Below are 20199 nucleotides of genomic sequence, written 5' to 3'. Positions count from 1 at the left end.
AATGGATAAGATAGATATAAAATCTCTGGATATGGAACACCTGATATCCTATATGGTGTCCATAGGAGAAAAGCCCTTCCGTGCAAAGCAGCTTTATGAATGGATGCACCAGAAGCTGGCTTCTGATTTTAATGAGATGACCAATCTTCCTAAAGCGCTGAAAGAAAAGCTTTTGCAGCTTACAGAATTTACCTGCCTTACAGTCGTAGAGGAAAAGATTTCAAAAATAGATGGAACAAGAAAATACTTATTTGCCCTTTCCGATGGAAATGTGATTGAAAGCGTTTTGATGAAATACAAACATGGAAATTCTGTCTGCATTTCATCCCAGGTAGGCTGCCGCATGGGCTGCCGGTTCTGCGCTTCCACACTTGACGGGCTGGAAAGGAATTTAACTCCTTCTGAAATGCTTGACCAGATATACCGGATCCAAAAGATCACCGGGGAGCGGGTTTCCAATGTGGTGGTCATGGGATCCGGAGAACCTATGGATAATTATGATCATCTGGTTCAGTTCATTCGTTTACTTACTGATGAAAACGGCCTGAATATCAGCCAGCGTAACATAACGGTGTCCACCTGCGGCATTGTTCCGGGAATTCTTCGACTGGCTGAAGAAGATTTACAGATCACTCTGGCTTTGTCTCTTCATGCACCAAATGACGAAGTCAGAAAAACCCTGATGCCTGTTGCCAACCGTTACCCCCTAAAAGAGGTGTTGGATGCCTGCCAGACGTATTTTGAAAAGACAGGGCGAAGGCTTACCTTTGAATACAGCCTTGTAAGCGGTGTCAATGATAATTTAAAAGAGGCAGCCGCCCTGACTGCTCTTATAAAAGGCCAGCACGGGCATGTGAATCTGATTCCGGTAAATCCTATTAAGGAGCGCAATTACGTGCAGTCAGACCGGAAGGCCATAGAAGCCTTTAAAAATCTTCTTGAAAAAAAATGGAATAAATGTTACTATAAGAAGAGAAATGGGACGGGATATTAACGGCGCCTGCGGGCAGCTGAGAAAAAGCTTTTTAACCGACTCAGGGAAGTCCCCCGCTTCAAATGCGCGGAGCATTAATTAGTGGTAGGGGACTTGCCTGTATCAGGTGGAACTTGTACTCCACCTGATAAGCAGCAATCGCTGCTATTTGGTTATGCCCGGTGGAGCGGGGCACGCTGTGAGCAAGTAGGGTCGCGGATTACTAATATCCGCTTGATATCAGAAGTGAAGAGGAAGTGAGAATGAAACGATGAAAGCTTGCGCTATGACGGACACAGGAAGAGTCCGTACGGCCAATCAGGATTATGTCTATGCCCAGGCAGAGCCTTTGGGCACACTGCCCAACCTTTTTTTTAGTTGCAGACGGCATGGGCGGTCATCAGGCCGGGGATTACGCCTCCAGATATATTGCTGAAAATCTGGTGGCTCACTTAAAACAGGCAGATTCGCCGGGGATTGTTCCACTTCTCCGGGAGGGAATCTTAAAGGTCAACGGAATGCTTTACCAGGAATCCTTAAAAAGTACAGAATTAAACGGCATGGGAACAACCCTGGTGGCAGCAGTGATCGAAGATTCTACCATGTACGTGGCCAATGTGGGAGACAGCCGTTTGTATCTGGTAAGGAATCGGCTGCAGCAGATCACAAAGGATCATCCTACGTGGAAGAACTGGTGTCTTTAGGCCAGCTGGAGCGGGGAAGCCGGGATTACCGGGAAAAAAAAGAATATTATAACAAGAGCGGTTGGTACAGAGGATAAGCTGGAGATTGATTTTTTTGAAGTCAGTCTGGAACCGGGGGATTATGTGCTCATGTGTTCCGATGGACTCAGCAATATGCTTGAGGACGCTGAGATAGAAGAAATTATATGCTCAGAACTGGAACTGCCGGAAAAGGCAGAAAAGTTGATTACAATAGCCAATGATAATGGCGGAAAAGACAATATAGCTGTTGTTTTAATTGATCCGCAAATTGGCAGGGAGGTAAGCTTATGATCTTAAGACCGGGGACATTTTTACAGGACAGATATGAAATACTGGACCAGATCGGTTCCGGCGGGATGTCAGATGTATATAAGGCCCTGTGCCATAAATTAAACCGCCCTGTTGCCATAAAGGTCTTGAAGGAAGAATTCAGTTCAGACAGCGGTTTTGTCAGCAAGTTTAAAATGGAGGCCCAGGCGGCCGCCCGCCTTTCCCATCCCAACATCGTAAATATCTATGATGTAGTGGATGAAGGGAATCTTCATTACATTGTTATGGAACTGATTGAAGGAATTACGTTAAAAAAATTATATTACAAAAAAAAGGCTGTCTTGATGTAAAAGAAGCAATCGGGGTTGCAATTTCCGTTGCACAGGGAATCGCGGCAGCTCATGAACAGGGAATCATACACCGGGATATTAAGCCTCAGAACATCATCATTGCCAGGGATGGAAAGGTGAAGGTGGCTGATTTTGGAATCGCCCGGGCAGCTTCCTCCCAGACCTTAAGCGCTACCGCAGTTGGCTCTGTCCATTACATATCTCCCGAACAGGCAAGAGGCGGTTACAGCGATGTACGAAGCGATGTCTATTCTCTGGGAATCACCATGTACGAAATGGTGGCTGGCCGGGTCCCGTTTCAGGGAGATAATACAGTAACCGTTGCCCTGGCCCACTTGGAAGACCCCATAACGCCGCCCAGCTTTTATAATGAGAACATTCCGGTAGGACTTGAGAATATTATTTTAAAATGTACCGAGAAAAAGCCGGAATACCGTTATGGAAGTATGCAGGAGGTCATATCCGACTTACGGAAGGCGCTTGTCAATCCTGACGGAGATTTTGTCCAGTACAATTCCCAGGTGGATGATTCCCAGACGGTCATCATAGGAAAGCCGGAGCTGGAACAGATCCGTTCCGGCCGTAAGGTACAGGCAGATCCTGTTGTAAACCGGAATGGAAACAGAAATCAGGAACAGCGTCCGGAGCGCCGCCAAGGAAAAAAATGCAGGTGCGCAGCCGGGCAGCAGCAGAACCAGAAAACAGGATTCTGAGGATGACATCAATCCCAAGATCGAACGGCTTTTGACCGCGGCAGGTGTTATGGTTGCTGTCCTCATTGTGGTCGTACTGGTCATTGTTTTCTCAAAGGTGGGAGGGTTATTCCGTTCTGGTTCCCCAAAGGAAACCGAATCAACTGCGGAGATTTCCACCGAAGAAACCTTAAGTGACAAAAAGGTGAAAATGACAAGCGTTGTGGGATTGGCAACGGATATTGCAGAGCAGAAGTTAAAGGACAATGGCGGCCTGTATATGAAGGTAAGCGATTACGTATTTCATGATACCATAGACAAGGGCGATATCGTGTCCCAGGACCCGGCTGAAGGGACTGTGATTGATAAGTATTCTGCGGTCTACGTAGTGGTCAGCAAGGGACCGGAGCACGCAACCATTGACTTAACAAAGCTTGGACTTGAAAAGATGGATGGCACTTCTGCCAAAGCAGTGCTGGAGGGCAATGGCCTGACAGTCAATGTGGAGCAGAAGAACAGCGAAACCGTTGTGTCAGGATATGTAATCAGCTATACCCCCGATGCGGCAAAAGAAGGTGAAACCGTAACTCTGGTTTTAAGCAGTGGTCCGGCTCTTGTCAATCCGGTCACGGTTCCGGATATTACCGGCCAGACTCAGGAGATTGCTGTGGAGATGCTGGCTGACGTGGGACTGGTACAGGGAACGGTTACAGAAGCAGCCTCTGAGACAGTATTAAGGGGCAGTGTTATCAGCCAGTCCTTAACCGCTAACAGCCAGGTAGAGTCAGGAACTGCCGTGAATTATGTTATCAGCAGCGGAACTGCCCAACAGTCCAAAGTCAAGTATCTGGCTTCTATTGAAAAGTCTTATCCCCTGCAAAACATTATCGGACCAGGCTCCGGCAGCACCCAGCTTACCTTAAAGATACAACTGAAGCAATCGGTAAATGGAAAAGACGAAATCAGAGAGCTTATGGGACCTGTTACCATGGCAGGCGACCAGGTGCTTCCTGTATCATTTAAAAATATTGAAGGCGCTTATGGCATTTCAAGCGGTACCGTAGAGATTGTAAATGTGGAGACTGGCGATGTGATTAATTCTTATGTCATCACATTTATTCCGGTGCCACAATCGTAAGAAAACACCCTGCGGGCATACCTTTACGCCCGATAAAGCGGGGCGAGTTTTGCCCAGAAAGCATGGGCAGGAAAAAGGAAAGTATATGACAGGAAAAATTTTGAAAGGAATCGCAGGCTTTTACTATGTCCACGGCACGGACGAAACCATCTATGAATGTAAGGCAAAGTATATTCCGCAATAAAAACGTAAAACCTTTGGTTGGGGATGATGTGGAATTTTCTATTCTGGACAGTTTGGAAAAGAAAGGAAACATCGAACAGATCCTTCCAAGGAAAAATGTCCTGGTACGTCCGGCCGTAGCTAATGTGGATCAGGCCATGGTGCTGTTTGCCATCACCCAGCCGGAACCCAACTTAAATCTGCTGGACCGTTTTCTGGTTATGATGGAAGTTCAGGAGGTTCCCGTAAAAATCTGTTTTAATAAAATTGATTTGGTTGGAAACGAAGAAATGCAGGCTCTTGGAGAAATCTATGAGGCGGCAGGCTATCCCGTATTTTTTACCAGTACCTATGACGATCAGGGAATTGAGGAAATCAGGGAACTGGTGCGGGGAAAAACCACGGTTTTGGCAGGACCTTCCGGAGTAGGAAAGTCCTCCTTAACCAACCTTCTCTATCCCCAGGCTGAGATGGAGACTGCAGGTATCAGCGAGAAGATCCAGAGAGGAAAGCATACCACCAGGCATTCGGAGATTTTTGGCATCGGCCGGGATACGTACCTGATGGATACGCCGGGATTTAGTTCCATGTACTTAGATGACATGGAGTGTGGCCGGCTGAAAGATTATTTTCCGGAGTTTGAGCCCTATGAGGACGGATGCCGGTTTCTGGGCTGTGTGCACATAGGGGAAAAAACCTGCGGCGTAAAGGATGCGGTAGAAGAAGGAAAAATAAACCGGGGCCGATATGAAAACTACCGGCTTTTATATCAGGATCTAAAAGAGAAAAGGAGATATTAATATGCTTAAACTTGCCCCTTCCATATTAGCGGCAGACTTTAAAATTCTTGGACAGCAGGTAGCGGAGGTAGCAGAGGCAGGTGCCCAGTACATTCATCTGGATGTGATGGATGGTGCATTTGTGCCCAGCATTTCATTTGGAATGCCGGTTATTGGAAGCCTTCGGGGCTGCACGGACCGGTTTTTCGATGTTCACATGATGGTAGAGGAACCCGGAAGATATGTAAATGATATCAAAGAAGCGGGAGCTGATCTCATCTGTGTCCATGCGGAAGCCTGTACCCATCTGGACCGCACCATCAATCAGATCAAGGAAGTAGGGCTAAAGGCAGGAGTGGCCCTTAATCCTGCGACTCCCTTATCTGTTCTTGACTTAATTCTCCCGGAAGTGGATATGGTTTTAATTATGACGGTAAATCCAGGTTTTGGCGGACAAAAATTCATTCCTTATACCCTGGATAAAGTGAGGGCTTTGAGGCGAATTTGCAGGGAACGGAATCTTCAGACGGATATCCAGGTTGACGGAGGCGTGACTTGTGATAATGTGAGAGAACTGATTGAAGCAGGCGCTAATGTATTTGTGGCCGGTTCAGCCGTGTTTAAAGGAGATGCTGCCGCCAATACAAAGGCATTCTTAAAAATATTTGAGGAATATGAAGGGTGAAAGAAGAAATCAGAGGTTTGATCGTTACCGGAGGTACCATGGATTATGGATTTGCCGGCAGATTTTTAGAAAACAGAGAGTTTGATAAAGTCATCGCAGTAGATGGCGGACTGGCGGCTCTTTCCAGGCTTCAGTTAAAGCCTGATGCCATTGTGGGAGATTTTGATACGGTGGCAGAAGATGTCCTGGCAGAATATAAAAACAGCCAGGACAAGATTACTTGGGAAATCCATAAACCGGAAAAGGATGAGACCGATACAGAGCTTGCCATAAATACCGCCATAGGACTTGGCTGCTCGGAGCTAGTCCTGCTTGGTGCAACGGAGGAAGGCTGGATCATTTTATCGGTAATCTCCATCTTCTCTATGCATGTCTGAAAAAAAGGCGTAAAAGCCTCTATCGTTGACGAAAAAAACTGGATTACGGTGATCGATAAGGGAAGAACGTTTCATGCAGAAACATTATGGGGGAAGTACATTTCCTTCCTTCCCCTGTGCGGAGAAGTGAAGAAAATCACATTGACCGGATTCAAATATCCTCTTTATGAAAAGGATATTGACTTAGGAACAAGCCTGTGTATCAGCAATGAGCTGACCGGTGAGGAGGGCACGATTGAATTCGCGTCCGGAACCCTGATTTGTATCCAGTCCCATGATTAAACTGGCATGGTTTAATATATGGAAACTGGATATTTATATCACTCCACTTGCATGCTAAGATAAAGAACAACATAAGCAGCAAGGGAGGAATTACCAATGAGTAAAACAGACAACAGGATTTATAAAACCGCACTGACAGGACTATTTGCAGCCATGTCCTATGTAGTATTTACGTTCCTGCAATTTAAGATCACACTTCCGGGAGGAGATGCCACATCCATTCATCTGGGAAATGCGGTCTGTGTTTTGGGAGCGCTTTTATTAGGTGGGCTGTACGGCGGATTAGGCGGTGCCATCGGCATGACCATAGGAGATCTTTTTGACCCGGTTTATGTGGTCTATGCACCAAAGACTTTTGTACTAAAGCTGTGCATCGGCCTTATCACCGGATTTTTGGCTCATAAGATCGGCAGGATCAATGAATCCTCTGATAAAAAGCATATACTTTCCTGGACCATTGCGGCCGTGGCAGGAGGACTTTTGTTCAATGTGATTTTTGATCCCCTGGTGGGTTATTTTTACAAGCTTCTGATCCTGGGAAAACCGGCGGCAGAACTGGCGCTGGCATGGAATGTTGCTTCTACTTCCATTAATGCAATAACCTCTGCCATTGTTTCCGTCATCATTTATATGCCCCTTCGGAATGCCCTGATCAGATCCGGTTTATTTACGAAAATTTGTTAGGAAGCACCCTGCCAAAAAGCGTGAGCAGGAAAGAGGAAATTTTTATGACATCAGAAATACATCAGAAGAAAATTGCTGTCATTCATGATCTGTCAGGATATGGCCGCTGTTCCTTAACAGTGGCCCTTCCCATTCTTTCAGCCTTAAAGGTCCAGTGCTGTCCGGTTCCAACCTCCATACTATCTAATCATACCGGATTTCCAACCTATTTTTTTGATGATTATACGGAGAAAATGCCTTCATACATTGAACAGTGGAAAAAACTGGATCTGTCCTTTGACGGGATTTACAGCGGATTTTTAGGCTCCGAGGAACAGATTGGGATTGTCATTGACATGATTAAGGATTTTAGAACACCAGATACAAAGGTTTTGGTGGATCCCATTATGGGAGATCACGGAAAGGCCTATCAGACCTATACGGAAAGGATGTGCAGCCGTATGAAGGAACTGGTAGGATTTGGAGACATTGTGACCCCCAATCTGACGGAAGCCTGTATCCTGACCGGAAGAGAATACCGGTCAGAAGGCTGGAAACGTGCAGAGCTTCTTTCAATGGCGGCTGAAATATGGGAAATGGGACCTGATTCTGTGGTGATCACAGGCGTAAGGGAAGGCGGCTATGTGACCAATGTAGTAGCCGAGAAGGACCGGGAACCCCATTTTTTACGTTCTCTTCATGTTGGATGTGAACGGCCGGGAACCGGAGATGTGTTTTCCAGCATCCTTGCAGCCCAGACCGTGAAGGAAATTCCATTGACAGAGGCAGTGAAAAAAGCGGCCGGCTTTGTAAAGAACTGTATTATAAAATCCGATGAGCTTCATGTTCCGGTGAAAAACGGAGTTTGCTTTGAAGAAATCCTTTCTTTGCTCATTCGAGGATAAGAATGAGGCAATGGATGGGGAATTTTAGGAAAGGGGCTTTTCTTTGCCCTTTTTTTGTAGTATAATCAACGGCAGACTATCATGCGGGACAACTTTCGCAGAGAATATTGAGGAAAAACCAGGAGGAATACCATGTTAGATTTAAAGTTTGTAAGAGAAAATCCTGAAATCGTAAAGGAAAATATTAAAAAATAAATTTCAGGACAGCAAGCTGCCTTTAGTTGATGAAGTCATTGAACTTGATGAGCAGAACCGTGCGGCAAAGCAGGAAGGGGATGCCTTAAGAGCTGAACGCAACAAACTTTCCAAACAGATCGGCGCCTTAATGGGACAGGGAAAAAAGGAAGAAGCAGAGGAAATGAAGAAAAAAAGTGACCGATGCTTCCGAACATCTTGCCCAGTTGGAAGATAAGGAACGTGACCTGGAAGAAAGAATCAAAAAAATCATGATGACCATTCCGAATATCATTGATCCCAGCGTCCCAATCGGTAAGGATGACAGCGAGAACGTAGAAGTGGAGCGTTACGGCGAGCCGGTTGTTCCTGAGTTTGAAATTCCTTATCATACGGACATTATGGAAAGCTTTGACGGCATTGACCTTGACAGCGCAAGAAAGGTGGCCGGCAATGGTTTTTATTACCTGATGGGTGATATTGCAAGGCTTCATTCTTCCGTACTTTCCTATGCAAGAGACTTCATGATAAACCGTGGCTTCACCTACTGCATTCCGCCTTTCATGATCCGCAGCGAAGTAGTGACCGGCGTTATGAGCTTTGCGGAAATGGATGCCATGATGTATAAGATCGAAGGAGAAGATTTATATCTGATCGGTACCAGCGAGCATTCCATGATCGGTAAGTTCATTGATACCATTCTTCCGGAAGAAAAGCTTCCAGAGACTCTGACCAGTTATTCTCCCTGCTTTCGTAAGGAGAAAGGCGCTCACGGCTTAGAGGAACGTGGAGTATACCGGATCCATCAGTTTGAGAAACAGGAAATGATCGTTGTCTGCAAACCGGAAGAAAGCATGGATTGGTATGATAAATTATGGCAGAATACAGTTGACTTATTCCGTTCCATGGATATCCCGGTAAGAACCCTGGAATGCTGTTCCGGAGATCTGGCAGATTTAAAGGTGAAATCAGTGGATGTGGAAGCATGGTCTCCAAGACAGAAAAAATATTTTGAGGTGGGCAGCTGCTCTAATTTAGGCGATGCCCAGGCAAGAAGACTGAAAATCCGTGTTGCAGGTGAAGATGGAAGAAGTATTTTGCCCATACCTTAAACAACACCGTAGCGGCTCCTCCAAGAATGCTGATCGCTTTCCTGGAAAACAACTTACAGGCAGACGGAACCGTGAAGATTCCGGAAGCTTTACAGCCTTATATGGGGGGCACAAAAGCACTTATGCCGAAAAAATAATAATTTAAATAGGTCCGGCTCTTTCCGAAAGGCCGGGCCTTTCTTGTCAAATGGATATTCCCAATCCGCGGCTCTGCCTGCTTGATCCGGTTAAAAAGAGGAATGGACACAACACCTGAATGCAGGAGGAATGAAAGCCTTTTGATATTTTCTGCAGAAGATATACGGTTGCAGTTGACAAGTGGGATAATAAGTATGGTATGATGGATACGGCAAAAGACAGATGTGTAACCGGTAAAAGGAAAACTCATCTGGCGAAAAAAAGAAAAGGAGTGACAGCGGCATGATTGCATTTAACCATTTTAATTTTAATGTACTTGATCTGGAAAAGAGCTTAAAATTTTATAAAGATGCACTGGGACTTACCCCTGTGCGAGAAAAAAACAGCAGCGGATGGTTCCTTTAAACTGATATATTTAGGTGATGGGAAAAGTGATTTCACCCTGGAACTGACTTATTTAACAGAGCGGAAAGAGCCTTACAACCTGGGCGAATGTGAATTTCATCTGGCATTCCAAACGGATGAATACGAGAGCTTCTATAAAAAGCATAAGGAAATGGGAGTGATCTGTTTTGAAAATCCTGCCATGGGCATTTACTTCATCAGTGATCCGGACGGCTATTGGATCGAGATTGTTCCCGCCAGATAAGGAGAGACCGTGTATATTGAGTTAAACGGAATCACATTATATTATGAGGTGTCCGGAACCGGCCCGGCTATCCTTCTTCTCCATGGAAATGGGGAGGACCACAGCATTTTTAATGAGACGGCAGAGCTTTTAAGAAAAGATTATACTGTTTATGCCCTGGATTCCAGGATCATGGAAAAAGCTCCAGAGTGCAGACACTGAGCTACGAGGAAATGGCGGAAGATGTGGCAGAATTTGTCAGAATGCTGAAGCTTGAAAAGCCCTTCTGCTGTGGATTCAGCGATGGTGGGATCATAGGGATACTTGCCTCCGTCCGGCATCCTGAGCTTTTTTCAAAGCTGGTGCTTTGTGGGGCCAATGCTTATCCCCAGGGCTTAAAATGGTACTGGCTCAAATTTTTCGCTATGATCGAAGCCTTAAACCATGACCCAAAGCTTCTGATGATGCTTAGAGAACCACGGATTACGGTCAAAGAGCTGGAAAGCATTTCTGTTCCAGTGCTTCTTTTGGCAGGAGAACAGGATATGATTCGTGAATCCCATACCCGCTATCTTGCTTCAAAGATAAAAGGCAGCCGTCTTAGGATTCTTCCCGGAGAAGGGCATGGCAGCTACATCGTCCACAGCAGGAAACTTTATTATTTCATGAAAAAGTTTCTTAAAAGACCGCTTCCATGAGAAAAACAAATGTTACGCGGATATTCCCAATCCGCTATGCTGCTTGATTCGGTTAAAATAAAACATGGGTGTAAAGAAAAAAACACTTGACACCTTATAAAAAGTATTGTATGATATCCCAGGTGATGATATGGAAAGGATTGCAAGACAGGGCTTATTATATGATTTCTACGGCGCTCTTTTAACAGAGCATCAGAGACATATCTATGAAGATGTTGTTTTTTTATGACCTTTCTTTAAGTGAGATTGCAGAAGAACAGGGAATCAGCCGCCAGGGGGTCCATGACCTCATCAAACGGTGCGACAAGATCCTGGAAGGTTATGAAGAGAAGCTTCATCTGGTACAAAAGTTTGAGCAGACAAAAAAAACTGGCCAGAGAGATCCAGAGTTTGACGAAAGAGTTTGCCGATAGGGCAGACATGAATCTGATCCATCGCATTGAGGAGATATCGGGCGAAATCATCGAGCTGGAAGCTCATTAGGAGGGCGTTAGATGGCTTTTGAGAGCTTATCCGATAAATTACAGAATGTATTTAAAAGTTTAAGAGGCAAAGGACGCTTGTCCGAAGCCGATGTGAAAACAGCCCTTAAAGAAGTGAAGATGGCTTTGCTGGAAGCCGATGTAAGCTTTAAGGTTGTTAAACAGTTTATTAGTGCCGTACAGGAGCGGGCGATTGGACAGGATGTCCAGAACAGCCTGACTCCCGGACAGATGGTTATAAAGATTGTAAATGAAGAGCTGGTAAAGCTGATGGGTTCTGAGACAACTGAAATTCAGTTAAAACCTGCCAGCGATATGACCATTATCATGATGGCCGGTCTTCAGGGTGCCGGTAAGACCACCACCACAGCCAAGATTGCCGGAAAGCTCAAGGCAAAGGGCAGGAAACCGCTTCTCGTTGCCTGTGACGTTTACCGTCCGGCTGCTATCAAGCAGCTGCAGATCAATGGAGAAAAGCAGGGCGTTCCAGTGTTCTCCATGGGAGAAAACCATAAGCCGGCAGATATTGCAAAGGCTGCGGTTGCCTATGCGGAAAAGAATGACCAGAATGTAATCATTCTGGACACAGCGGGCCGCCTTCACATTGATGAAGACATGATGAATGAGCTGATCGAAATTAAAGATACAATAGATGTTCATCAGACAATACTGGTAGTAGATGCCATGACAGGACAGGATGCAGTAAATGTAGCAGGAATGTTCAACGACAAAATTGGCATTGACGGCGTCATCATTACCAAGCTGGACGGTGATACCCGGGGCGGTGCTGCTCTTTCAATCCGTGCAGTAACGGGAAAACCGGTTCTTTACGTAGGTATGGGAGAAAAGCTTTCCGATCTGGAACAGTTTTATCCGGACCGTATGGCTTCCAGAATACTTGGTATGGGCGATATCCTTTCCCTTATTGAAAAGGCTGAGACCCAGGTTGACGAAGAAAAAGCAAAAGAGCTGTCCCAAAAACTCCGCAAGGCGGAATTTGATTACAACGATTTTCTGGACCAGATGAATCAGGTAAAGAAAATGGGCGGAATGGCAAGCATTTTAAGCATGATGCCAGGCATGGGACAGATGAAGGATATGGATTTTGATGAAAAAGCCATGGACCGGGTGGAGGCGATCATCCTTTCCATGACCAGCAAAGAACGGTTGAACCCGGAGCTTATGAAAAATGCTTCCAGAAAACAGCGTGTGGCTAAGGGCGCAGGCGTGGATATCACCGAGGTAAACCGCATTGTAAAGCAGTTTGACCAGATGAAAAAGATGATGAAACAGCTTCCCGGCATGATGGGCGGCGGTAAGCGTCACGGCGGTTTGTTAGGCAAACTGAAATTACCGTTTTAATTACTCTTTTACGTTAGCAAAGCAGATTTTTCTGCGTTCGCTATAAATTAGTTTTAGAATCCAAGATTTAAGGAGGTGAATTTCACAATGGCAGTAAAAATGAGATTAAAAAGAATGGGTCAGAAAAAGGCTCCTTTCTATAGAATTGTAGTTGCAGATTCCAGATCTCCAAGAGATGGCAGATTCATCGAAGAGGTTGGTTACTATGATCCTACCACAGAACCAAGCGTAATCAAGTTTAATGAAGAGAATGCTAAGAAGTGGTTAACAGCAGGTGCTCAGCCAACTGAAGTTGTAAGCAAGCTTTTAAAGATCGCCGGTATCCAGTAGTGAGAGGTGAAGCATATGAAGGAATTAGTAGAAGTAATTGCAAGAGCACTGGTTGATAATCCGGATCAGGTTGTTGTTACTGAAACCGTAAAAGACGATGAGATAATCCTTGAACTTACGGTTGCACCTTCCGACATGGGTAAGGTAATTGGCAAGCAGGGCAGGATTGCAAAAGCTATCCGCTCTGTTGTAAAAGCAGCAGCTTCCAAAGAAGACAAAAAGGTTACTGTAGAGATCCAGTAACCAGAAAAGACCGCCGGCCTGTCGGGACGACGGTCCTTTTGGTATGAATTGAACTTCTTTGTGCAAATACTCAGAAATAAGCCGGATAGTGATATCCGGTTTCTTTGACATGAGTTCTGAAAGAAGGCAGGTAAAGCGAATCGGATTTCCTTTGCATGATATGGAGAGACAGATGGAAAATTTGTTAAGAGTTGGCGTTATTTCCTCCACCCACGGGGTGAAGGGAGAAGTAAAGGTTTATCCAACCACAGATGACGTAAATCGTTTTAAAAGTTTGAAAAATGTAATCCTGGATATTGGAAAAGAGCATATGGATCTTGAAATCCAGGGAGTAAAGTTTTTTTTAAGAATATGGTAATCCTTAAGTTTAAAGGATATGATTCCATTGATGATATTGAAAAATACAAAGGAAAAGATTTACTCATAACCAGGGACCAGGCTGTAGAACTGGGACCGGATGAAAATTTCATTGTTGACTTAATCGGACTTCGTGTAGTCACCGAAGACGGAAAAGAATTTGGAATATTGACCGATGTGATCAAGACCGGAGCCAATGATGTCTATGAAGTAAAAACGGCCGAAGGGAAGGAAGTCCTGCTTCCTGCAATCAAGGAATGCGTGCTAAATGTGGATTTAGGGTCAGGAATTGTTACGGTTCACATCATGGACGGGCTTCTGGATTAAAATAGAGGAGTGGAAATAGATAATGAATTATCACATATTAACCCTGTTTCCTGAGATGGTCCTAAACGGCCTCCACACCAGCATTATCGGAAGAGCGGCAGAAAAGGGCCTGCTTTCCATTGAAGCCATTGATATCCGGGAATATTCAACAGACAAACACCGCCATGTGGATGATTATCCTTATGGAGCGGAGCCGGAATGGTCATGCAGCCCATGCCGATCTGTGAAGCCTATGATGACTTGTGTGAGAAAATCGGGAAAAAGCCCCGGGTTATTTACATGACTCCTCAGGGAAGGGTTTTTAACCAGAGAATTGCAGAGGATCTGGCAAAGGAAGAAGACCTTGTTTTTCTATGCGGTCATTATGAAGGAATTGATGAGAGAGCTTTGGAGCTTGTTGCCACGGATTATCTTTCCATTGGCGACTATGTGCTGACAGGTGGCGAGCTTCCGGCCATGGTAATGATTGACTGCATTTCCCGTCTGATTCCAGGGGTCTTAAACAACAATACCTCTGCAGAATTTGAATCCTTTCACGATAACCTACTGGAATATCCCCAGTATACCAGGCCGGAAGAGTACAGGGGGCTTAAGGTTCCTGATATCCTTTTATCCGGTCATCATAAAAATATCGATGCCTGGAGAAGGGAACAATCCATTAAGCGGACCCTGGAACGCAGGCCGGATCTTCTGGCAGATGCCAACCTGTCGAAAAAAAGAAGCGGAATATTTAAAAAAAAGATTGAAAATGAGCAGGAAAAACAGGAATAAGCAATAGCAGCTATTCGGTTATGCCCGGTGGAGCGGGGCACGCTGTGAGCAAGTAGGGTGGCGGATTGCAAATATCCGCTTGACAAAAAAAGGACTTGCAATCCAAGTTTCTTTATGATAAAATGTAAAACGTTGTGATGAAAAGGCGATGGTCCTCTGTTACGGATTTTAAAATGAAGTATTAAGAACATCAAATAATATCAAGGAGGTTCACACAATGAACGAAATTATTAAGAATATTGAAGCAGCACAGTTAAAGCAGGAAGTTCCTCAGTTCAACGTTGGCGATACCGTTAAGGTATACAACAAGATCAAAGAGGGAGCCCGCGAGAGAATCCAGATTTTTGAAGGAACTGTTATCAAAAGACAGAACGGCGGCGCCAGAGAGACATTTACCGTAAGAAAGAATTCTAACGGCATCGGTGTTGAGAAGACCTGGCCATTACATTCCCCTTCCGTAGACAACATTGAAGTTGTAAGAAAGGGTAAAGTAAGAAGAGCAAAACTGTATTACTTAAGAGACAGAGTTGGTAAGGCTGCTAAGGTTAAAGAATCAGTTAAATAATTCCGGATCAAGGTGAGGGGGACAATGCAAATTGTCCCTTTCTTGGCATAGTTACTTAAGAAAGTTCAGTTCACCATGCTCACCAAATGACCAATTATGCCAAGGGAATCGAACTTTCTTATAATAGATGGGGTGTTTCATACATGGATTTTTATCACAGTGAAGATAATAGTAAGCTCCGGCAAATAGTCAACTGGGTGGTTGACATTGTAGTAGTGATTGCATTGGCATGGTTTCTGGTCTATGCTTATGGAACACAGATCGCGATTGCAGGGCATTCCATGCTTCCTCTTCTCGCCTCGGATGATGTGGTATTGATGGACCGGCTGGCTTATGATTTTGGAAACCCGGACCGGTTTGACGTGGTAGTATTTCAAAGAGAAGACCAGAAAATGAATGTAAAGAGGGTCATCGGCCTGCCAGGTGAAACTGTGCAGATAAAAACTGATGAAATCTTTATTGACGGCGAAAAACTAAAAGACCCCTCCGGTTCTGGCAGGATTTCTCTGGCCGGGCTTGCGGAAAAGCCGGTTAAGCTTGGAGAAGATGAATATTTCCTGCTGGGTGATAACAGAGACAGCAGCGAGGACAGCCGTTTTGCCAATATCGGAAATGTAAGCAGAGACCAGATCCAGGGAAAGGTATGGTTCCGCATGCTGCCTTTTATAAAAATGGAACTAATTCGTTCAAAGTAGAGGAATGTTATGAATATACAATGGTATCCCGGTCATATGACCAAAGCCAAAAGGGCTATGAAAGAAGATATCAAATTAATTGATTTGATAATAGAACTGGTGGACGCAAGAGTCCCCTTAAGCAGCCGGAACCCTGATATTGATGAATTAGGGGCCGGAAAGGCGCGAATCGTTCTGCTTAATAAATCTGATCTTGCAGATGAACGCTGCAACAGCGCCTGGGAGTCTTATTTTGTTACCAAGGGCTGCCACGTTGTTAAGGTAAATTCCAGAAGCGGGGCAGGATTAAAGCAGATTAACGGCGTTGTCCAGGAGGCATGCAAGGAGAAAATAGAACGTGACCGCAGAAAAGGAATTTTAAACCGCCCGGTGAGAGCTATGGTGGTTGGGATTCCCAATGTGGGAAAGTCTACTTTCATCAATTCCTTTGCAGGAAAAGCATGCGCAAAGACAGGAAACAGGCCAGGTGTGACAAAAGGGAATCAATGGATCAGGCTCAATAAGAGCCTGGAGCTTCTTGATACGCCAGGTATTTTGTGGCCGAAATTCGAGGATCAGCAGGTGGGAATCAAACTCGCCCTCATTGGCTCCGTCAATGATGAGATCTTGAATAAGGATGAACTGGCCATGGAACTCATCCGTTTCGTGACAAAAGAATATCCGAAAGTTCTTTCTGAAAGATATGGAATAGAGACAGAAGATGCTTTTGAGGTATTAAGGCAGGTGGCAAAGGCAAGGGCCTGTCTTGCAAAGGGCGGGGAACTGGATCTGGTGAAGGCTTCAAATCTTTTGATCGACGATTTCAGAAGCGGAAAGCTTGGACGGATGACCCTGGAATCACCTGTGCAGTAGCCGGAATTAAATGATAGGGTTTTGCTTTTTGGAAGAAGAGCAAGACCCTGTTTTTCAATCATAAAATGGGAGCTTAAAGAAATGAGAAAATTAACAGAAGAAAAACTTCAGACGGAACGAGAGCGACTGGAAAACATGAAAGAGTTTGAATACCGGTATGAGGATCATATACTGGTCTGCGGTATCGATGAAGCAGGACGGGGGCCTCTGGCAGGACCGGTGGTGGCCGGCGCAGTGATCCTTCCCAGGGCCTGCGAGATTCTTTTTTTTAAATGATTCAAAAAAAGCTGTCAGAGAAACGGCGGGAAGCCCTGTTTGAAGAGATCCAGGAAAAAGCTTCCGCTTATGCGGTGGGAGTAGTGGGAGCAGACAGGGTCGATGAAATAAATATCCTTCAGGCTACCTATGAAGCGATGAGGCTTGCCATAAGTAAATTGGGAGTGGAGCCGGAGGTTCTTTTAAATGATGCGGTCACGATCCCTGCATTGCCGTTTCCCAGGTTCCCATTGTCAAGGGAGATTCAAAAAGTGTGTCAATTGCCGCCGCAAGCATCATGGCCAAAGTGACCAGGGATCATATGATGGAAGAATATGATAAAATATTTCCGGAATATGGTTTTGCAAAGCATAAAGGGTATGGGACGGCTTTTCATATTAATGCCTTAAAGGAGTTTGGCCCCTGCCCCATTCACAGGCGCAGTTTTATTAAAAAATTTTGTGGGAGGCTCTCTTTGAAAAACCATCGGGAGGTTGGACGCCAGTTTGAGGATGCGGCCGCCGCATATCTGGAAAGTAAAGGATATGTAATATTAGAGCGAAATTATGGGGACCGTAAGGGAGAAATTGATATCATCGCAAAGGATGGAAAGGAACTCGTCTTTATCGAGGTAAAGTACCGGCGGAATCTGGAAAAAGGGGATCCTGCGGAAGCAGTCCATTTTTTTGAAACAGAGAAAAATCAGGGATGCTGCCAGGAGATATCTGTACCGGCACCATCTGGGAGAGGACATTCCCTGCCGGTTTGATGTGGTGGCAATCCTGGGCCAGGAAATCCGGCTGATTAAAGACGCATTTTAAACAAAGGTGTGATGGAAAATATGTGGAAGCGAAAAGCTAGTGATATGAGATTGGATTATAAAACAGTGGAAAAGGTGCCTTATTTGTCTTTTCCGATTTTAGAAAGAACCGGGCTGGTGAAACAAGGGTTTTCAACGAAGCTGGGCGGCGTCAGCAGGGAAAGTTTGCTACTATGAATTTTACATTTACCCGGGGAGATAACCGGTCACATGTCCTGGAAAACTACAGTCGGATGGCAAAGGCCCTGGGAGTTGATGTGGAACGGATGGTTTTGTCCTATCAGACCCATACCACCAATGTCCGGCTGGTGACGGAAGAGGACGCAGGGAAAGGAATTGTAAAGGAACGGGATTATGAAGATGTGGATGGATTGATCACTAATGTTCCTGGAATTACCCTGGTCACTTTTTATGCAGATTGCGTTCCCCTTTATTTTCTGGATCCAATCCACAGAGCCATTGGGCTCAGCCATTCCGGCTGGAGGGGAACCGTGAAACGCATGGGGGAAGTTACTGTTAAAAAAAATGGAGGAAGCCTTTGGGACAAAGGCGGAGGATGTCATCGCCTGCATCGGCCCCAGCATTTGCATGGAATGCTATGAGGTGGGAAGTGAAGTCGCTCAAGAGTTTATGAAAGGGTTTGACAGGAAGCATTGGAGCGAAATATTATCGGAAAAGGAAGATGGGAAATATTTACTGGACCTTTGGCGGGCAAATGAAATTGTGCTGCTGGAGGCAGGGGTAAAGCAGGAAAATATCCAGGTTACGGATATCTGTACTCATTGTAATTCAGATCTTTTATTTTCCCATCGGACGACCGGAAATGAGAGAGGGAATCTGGCTGCGTTTTTAGGACTCGATGAAAAAAAGATAACCTTTAATGATACAGATGGAGAGATGCTGTTAAGCTGACTTAAGTTCGCTTACAGCATCTCCCTTTTGTTAAAATAAAAAGGAGCATTGCCCCGGCATGAATTATGATAATTTCATGCCCTGGTGCAATACTCCTTTCCGCTTTTACGAAAGCGAAGCAGATTCTTATGCCCGATATTTTTTTAACAAATTCTGTATCTTTTCTGTAGAAGAAAGGGCAGTACTTATGGGCACATCATGATTTAAAGAATTAACAATTGCCGCAATGTATTTGCTGATGTCTGCTTCCACATACCATTCTCTGTCAAGCAATTCCATGGGACGGTAATTTAAATTTGTTGTAACGACACAGTCTATGTAGCCCCGGCTGTAATACTCGTCAAATTTAGCCAGTCCGTTGGTAAACAGGCCAAAGGTACAGCAAACGATTACCTTGTCCGCTTTCCGCTCCTTTAATTCCTTAGCCGTATCCAGCATGCTTTCTCCGGAGGAGATCATATCATCTACGATCAGCACCGTTTTGCCCTCTACGGAAGCGCCTAAGAACTCATGGGCAACGATAGGGTTCCGCCCGTCTATCACTTTGGAGTAATCTCGTCTTTTATAAAACATACCCATGTCCACGCTTAAGTTGTTTGCCAGGTATACGGCACGGTCCATGGCACCCTCATCCGGCTGATCACCATTAAATGCTCTTTATCAATCTTTAAATCCGGACACTTCCTCAATACTGCCTTGACAAACTGGTAAGTGGGCATGAAATTGTCAAATCCATTTAACGGGATGGCATTTTGGACCCTGGGATCGTGGGCGTCAAAGGTAATGATGTTGCTGACTCCCATATGTACCAGTTCTTCCAAAGCCATGGCGCAGTCTAAAGATTCCCTTTTGGTTCTCTTATGCTGGCGGCTCTCATATAAAAACGGCATAATAACACATACCCTGTGGGCCGTTGCGCTGCAGGCGCCAATGATTCTTTTTAAATCCTGAAAATGGTCATCAGGAGACATGTGGTTGGTATAACCATTGACGGTATAGGTTATGCTGTTATTGGTGACGTCTGCCATCACAAATACGTCCGTGCCACGGACAGATTCCCTGATGATGCCTTTCGCTTCTCCGCTTCCAAAACGCGGGCATTCGCATTTGAGAAGATAGGAGTCCACATCGTATCCGCGATAGTGAAGATCAGCTTTTCGGCGTATAAGCTCCTGGATATCATTTCTGCGGAAACCTACGATGTGGTCGTTTACTTTCCCGGCCAATTCCCGGCAGCTTTCCAGCGCTGCAATCTTTAAGGGAGCAACAGGTAGCTGGTCGTTAAATACATAATCATTTGCCATGACAAAGATTCCTCCATAATAAATCAACAGCCAGTCGTAAGACTGCCTGCTTTTAATCTTACACCCTTTTATACCATTGAATGACAGAATGCGTCAATAGCTTCGGTCGTATTTCCAGGAAAAAAACAAAAAAAGGCTTCCTTTACAAAGAGTAACAATCTTGTTATGATATA

General features: G+C 45.0%; 19 protein-coding genes and 10 pseudogenes. 28 read left to right on the top strand and 1 reads right to left on the bottom strand.

Annotated elements, in window-relative coordinates; genetic code table 11:
* Window position 1 precedes the first annotated feature (1 nt).
* The 28 genes and pseudogenes from rlmN (at window position 2) to pgeF (ending at window position 18722) form a co-directional block, all read left to right on the top strand.
* Window positions 2-1076: pseudogene (gene rlmN, locus JCM10519_RS01745) on the top strand (23S rRNA (adenine(2503)-C(2))-methyltransferase RlmN).
* Between the two features lie 229 nt (window positions 1077-1305).
* The gene (locus JCM10519_RS25255; RefSeq protein ID WP_347842795.1) at window positions 1306-1677 is read left to right on the top strand and encodes a protein phosphatase 2C domain-containing protein; all 372 of its coding nucleotides are present in this window, start codon (window positions 1306-1308) and stop codon (window positions 1675-1677) included.
* Between the two features lie 123 nt (window positions 1678-1800).
* Window positions 1801-1989, top strand: coding sequence for a hypothetical protein (locus tag JCM10519_RS25250; RefSeq protein WP_347842794.1), 189 nt, complete (start codon window positions 1801-1803; stop codon window positions 1987-1989).
* Window positions 1986-2318, top strand: coding sequence for a protein kinase (locus JCM10519_RS25245; protein ID WP_347842793.1), 333 nt, complete (start codon window positions 1986-1988; stop codon window positions 2316-2318). Before JCM10519_RS25250 ends, JCM10519_RS25245 begins: the two co-directional genes overlap by 4 nt.
* On the top strand, window positions 2285-3031 hold the full coding sequence (locus tag JCM10519_RS25240; protein ID WP_347842927.1) for a protein kinase: 747 nt from the start codon (window positions 2285-2287) through the stop codon (window positions 3029-3031). Before JCM10519_RS25245 ends, JCM10519_RS25240 begins: the two co-directional genes overlap by 34 nt.
* Window positions 2934-4148 carry a PASTA domain-containing protein gene (locus JCM10519_RS25235; protein WP_347842792.1) on the top strand — a complete coding sequence of 405 codons (1215 nt, stop codon included), beginning with the start codon at window positions 2934-2936 and terminating at the stop codon, window positions 4146-4148. Before JCM10519_RS25240 ends, JCM10519_RS25235 begins: the two co-directional genes overlap by 98 nt.
* Window positions 4149-4233: 85 nt before the next feature.
* Window positions 4234-5110: pseudogene (gene rsgA, locus JCM10519_RS01730) on the top strand (ribosome small subunit-dependent GTPase A).
* A gap of 1 nt (window position 5111) precedes the next feature.
* Window positions 5112-5774: a ribulose-phosphate 3-epimerase gene (gene rpe, locus JCM10519_RS01725; RefSeq protein ID WP_054737769.1), complete on the top strand. Its 663-nt coding sequence runs from the start codon at window positions 5112-5114 to the stop codon at window positions 5772-5774.
* Window positions 5771-6151, top strand: coding sequence for a hypothetical protein (locus tag JCM10519_RS25230; RefSeq protein ID WP_347842791.1), 381 nt, complete (start codon window positions 5771-5773; stop codon window positions 6149-6151). Before rpe ends, JCM10519_RS25230 begins: the two co-directional genes overlap by 4 nt.
* A 48-nt stretch (window positions 6152-6199) precedes the next feature.
* Window positions 6200-6433 carry a hypothetical protein gene (locus JCM10519_RS25225; protein WP_347842790.1) on the top strand — a complete coding sequence of 78 codons (234 nt, stop codon included), beginning with the start codon at window positions 6200-6202 and terminating at the stop codon, window positions 6431-6433.
* 96 nt (window positions 6434-6529) lie between these two features.
* Complete coding sequence (locus JCM10519_RS01715) at window positions 6530-7117, top strand: ECF transporter S component (RefSeq protein WP_054737768.1); 588 nt, start codon at window positions 6530-6532, stop codon at window positions 7115-7117.
* 44 nt (window positions 7118-7161) lie between these two features.
* The gene (locus tag JCM10519_RS01710; RefSeq protein WP_054737843.1) at window positions 7162-8001 is read left to right on the top strand and encodes a pyridoxamine kinase; all 840 of its coding nucleotides are present in this window, start codon (window positions 7162-7164) and stop codon (window positions 7999-8001) included.
* Window positions 8002-8133: 132 nt separating this feature from the next.
* Window positions 8134-9424, top strand: a pseudogene (serS, locus tag JCM10519_RS01705) (serine--tRNA ligase).
* Window positions 9425-9707: 283 nt separating this feature from the next.
* Window positions 9708-10074 (top strand): annotated as a pseudogene (locus JCM10519_RS01695) (VOC family protein).
* 9 nt (window positions 10075-10083) lie between these two features.
* A complete protein-coding gene (locus tag JCM10519_RS01690; protein WP_054737766.1) occupies window positions 10084-10275 on the top strand; it encodes a hypothetical protein in 192 nt (63 codons plus the stop codon).
* On the top strand, window positions 10263-10751 hold the full coding sequence (locus JCM10519_RS01685; protein ID WP_054737765.1) for an alpha/beta fold hydrolase: 489 nt from the start codon (window positions 10263-10265) through the stop codon (window positions 10749-10751). The genes JCM10519_RS01690 and JCM10519_RS01685 overlap by 13 nt, the downstream gene beginning before the upstream one ends.
* 130 nt (window positions 10752-10881) lie before the next feature.
* Window positions 10882-11234: pseudogene (gene ylxM, locus JCM10519_RS01680) on the top strand (YlxM family DNA-binding protein).
* An 11-nt stretch (window positions 11235-11245) separates the two neighbouring features.
* Window positions 11246-12595: a signal recognition particle protein gene (gene ffh / locus JCM10519_RS01675; RefSeq protein WP_054737764.1), complete on the top strand. Its 1350-nt coding sequence runs from the start codon at window positions 11246-11248 to the stop codon at window positions 12593-12595.
* Between the two features lie 87 nt (window positions 12596-12682).
* The gene (gene rpsP, locus JCM10519_RS01670; RefSeq protein ID WP_013272775.1) at window positions 12683-12925 is read left to right on the top strand and encodes a 30S ribosomal protein S16; all 243 of its coding nucleotides are present in this window, start codon (window positions 12683-12685) and stop codon (window positions 12923-12925) included.
* Window positions 12926-12940: 15 nt separating this feature from the next.
* Window positions 12941-13168: a KH domain-containing protein gene (locus JCM10519_RS01665; RefSeq protein ID WP_025233209.1), complete on the top strand. Its 228-nt coding sequence runs from the start codon at window positions 12941-12943 to the stop codon at window positions 13166-13168.
* Between the two features lie 172 nt (window positions 13169-13340).
* Window positions 13341-13852: pseudogene (gene rimM, locus JCM10519_RS01660) on the top strand (ribosome maturation factor RimM).
* A 22-nt stretch (window positions 13853-13874) separates the two neighbouring features.
* Window positions 13875-14623, top strand: a pseudogene (gene trmD, locus JCM10519_RS01655) (tRNA (guanosine(37)-N1)-methyltransferase TrmD).
* Window positions 14624-14840: 217 nt separating this feature from the next.
* Window positions 14841-15188, top strand: coding sequence for a 50S ribosomal protein L19 (gene rplS / locus JCM10519_RS01650; protein WP_054737763.1), 348 nt, complete (start codon window positions 14841-14843; stop codon window positions 15186-15188).
* A gap of 143 nt (window positions 15189-15331) precedes the next feature.
* Window positions 15332-15883 carry a signal peptidase I gene (gene lepB / locus JCM10519_RS01645; protein ID WP_054737842.1) on the top strand — a complete coding sequence of 184 codons (552 nt, stop codon included), beginning with the start codon at window positions 15332-15334 and terminating at the stop codon, window positions 15881-15883.
* 9 nt (window positions 15884-15892) lie between these two features.
* Window positions 15893-16735 (top strand): ribosome biogenesis GTPase YlqF, encoded by an 843-nt coding sequence (ylqF, locus tag JCM10519_RS01640; protein WP_054737762.1) that lies wholly within the window; start codon window positions 15893-15895, stop codon window positions 16733-16735.
* A gap of 81 nt (window positions 16736-16816) precedes the next feature.
* Window positions 16817-17450: pseudogene (locus JCM10519_RS01635) on the top strand (ribonuclease HII); the annotation flags it as partial.
* A gap of 15 nt (window positions 17451-17465) precedes the next feature.
* Entirely contained in the window at window positions 17466-17759 is a 294-nt protein-coding gene (locus tag JCM10519_RS25220; protein ID WP_347842926.1) for a YraN family protein, read from the top strand.
* Between the two features lie 72 nt (window positions 17760-17831).
* Window positions 17832-18722 (top strand): annotated as a pseudogene (gene pgeF / locus JCM10519_RS01630) (peptidoglycan editing factor PgeF).
* 126 nt (window positions 18723-18848) lie between these two features.
* On the opposite strand, the pseudogene JCM10519_RS01625 reads toward pgeF, so the two are convergent.
* Window positions 18849-20026, bottom strand: a pseudogene (locus JCM10519_RS01625) (ribose-phosphate pyrophosphokinase).
* Window positions 20027-20199 lie beyond the last annotated feature (173 nt).

Source organism: Clostridium sp. NkU-1 (assembly GCA_001312405.1).
This window is presented reverse-complemented; position numbering and strand designations above follow the sequence as displayed.

Coding starts and splice junctions, on each gene's coding strand:
- JCM10519_RS25235 (WP_347842792.1), top strand. CDS start 2,934: ATGGAAACAGAAATCAGGAACAGCGTCCGGAGCGCCGCCAAGGAAAAA.
- rpe (WP_054737769.1), top strand. CDS start 5,112: ATGCTTAAACTTGCCCCTTCCATATTAGCGGCAGACTTTAAAATTCTT.
- rpsP (WP_013272775.1), top strand. CDS start 12,683: ATGGCAGTAAAAATGAGATTAAAAAGAATGGGTCAGAAAAAGGCTCCT.
- ffh (WP_054737764.1), top strand. CDS start 11,246: ATGGCTTTTGAGAGCTTATCCGATAAATTACAGAATGTATTTAAAAGT.
- JCM10519_RS25255 (WP_347842795.1), top strand. CDS start 1,306: ATGCCCAGGCAGAGCCTTTGGGCACACTGCCCAACCTTTTTTTTAGTT.
- JCM10519_RS01715 (WP_054737768.1), top strand. CDS start 6,530: ATGAGTAAAACAGACAACAGGATTTATAAAACCGCACTGACAGGACTA.
- JCM10519_RS25245 (WP_347842793.1), top strand. CDS start 1,986: ATGATCTTAAGACCGGGGACATTTTTACAGGACAGATATGAAATACTG.
- JCM10519_RS01665 (WP_025233209.1), top strand. CDS start 12,941: ATGAAGGAATTAGTAGAAGTAATTGCAAGAGCACTGGTTGATAATCCG.
- rplS (WP_054737763.1), top strand. CDS start 14,841: ATGAACGAAATTATTAAGAATATTGAAGCAGCACAGTTAAAGCAGGAA.
- ylqF (WP_054737762.1), top strand. CDS start 15,893: ATGAATATACAATGGTATCCCGGTCATATGACCAAAGCCAAAAGGGCT.
- JCM10519_RS01710 (WP_054737843.1), top strand. CDS start 7,162: ATGACATCAGAAATACATCAGAAGAAAATTGCTGTCATTCATGATCTG.
- lepB (WP_054737842.1), top strand. CDS start 15,332: ATGGATTTTTATCACAGTGAAGATAATAGTAAGCTCCGGCAAATAGTC.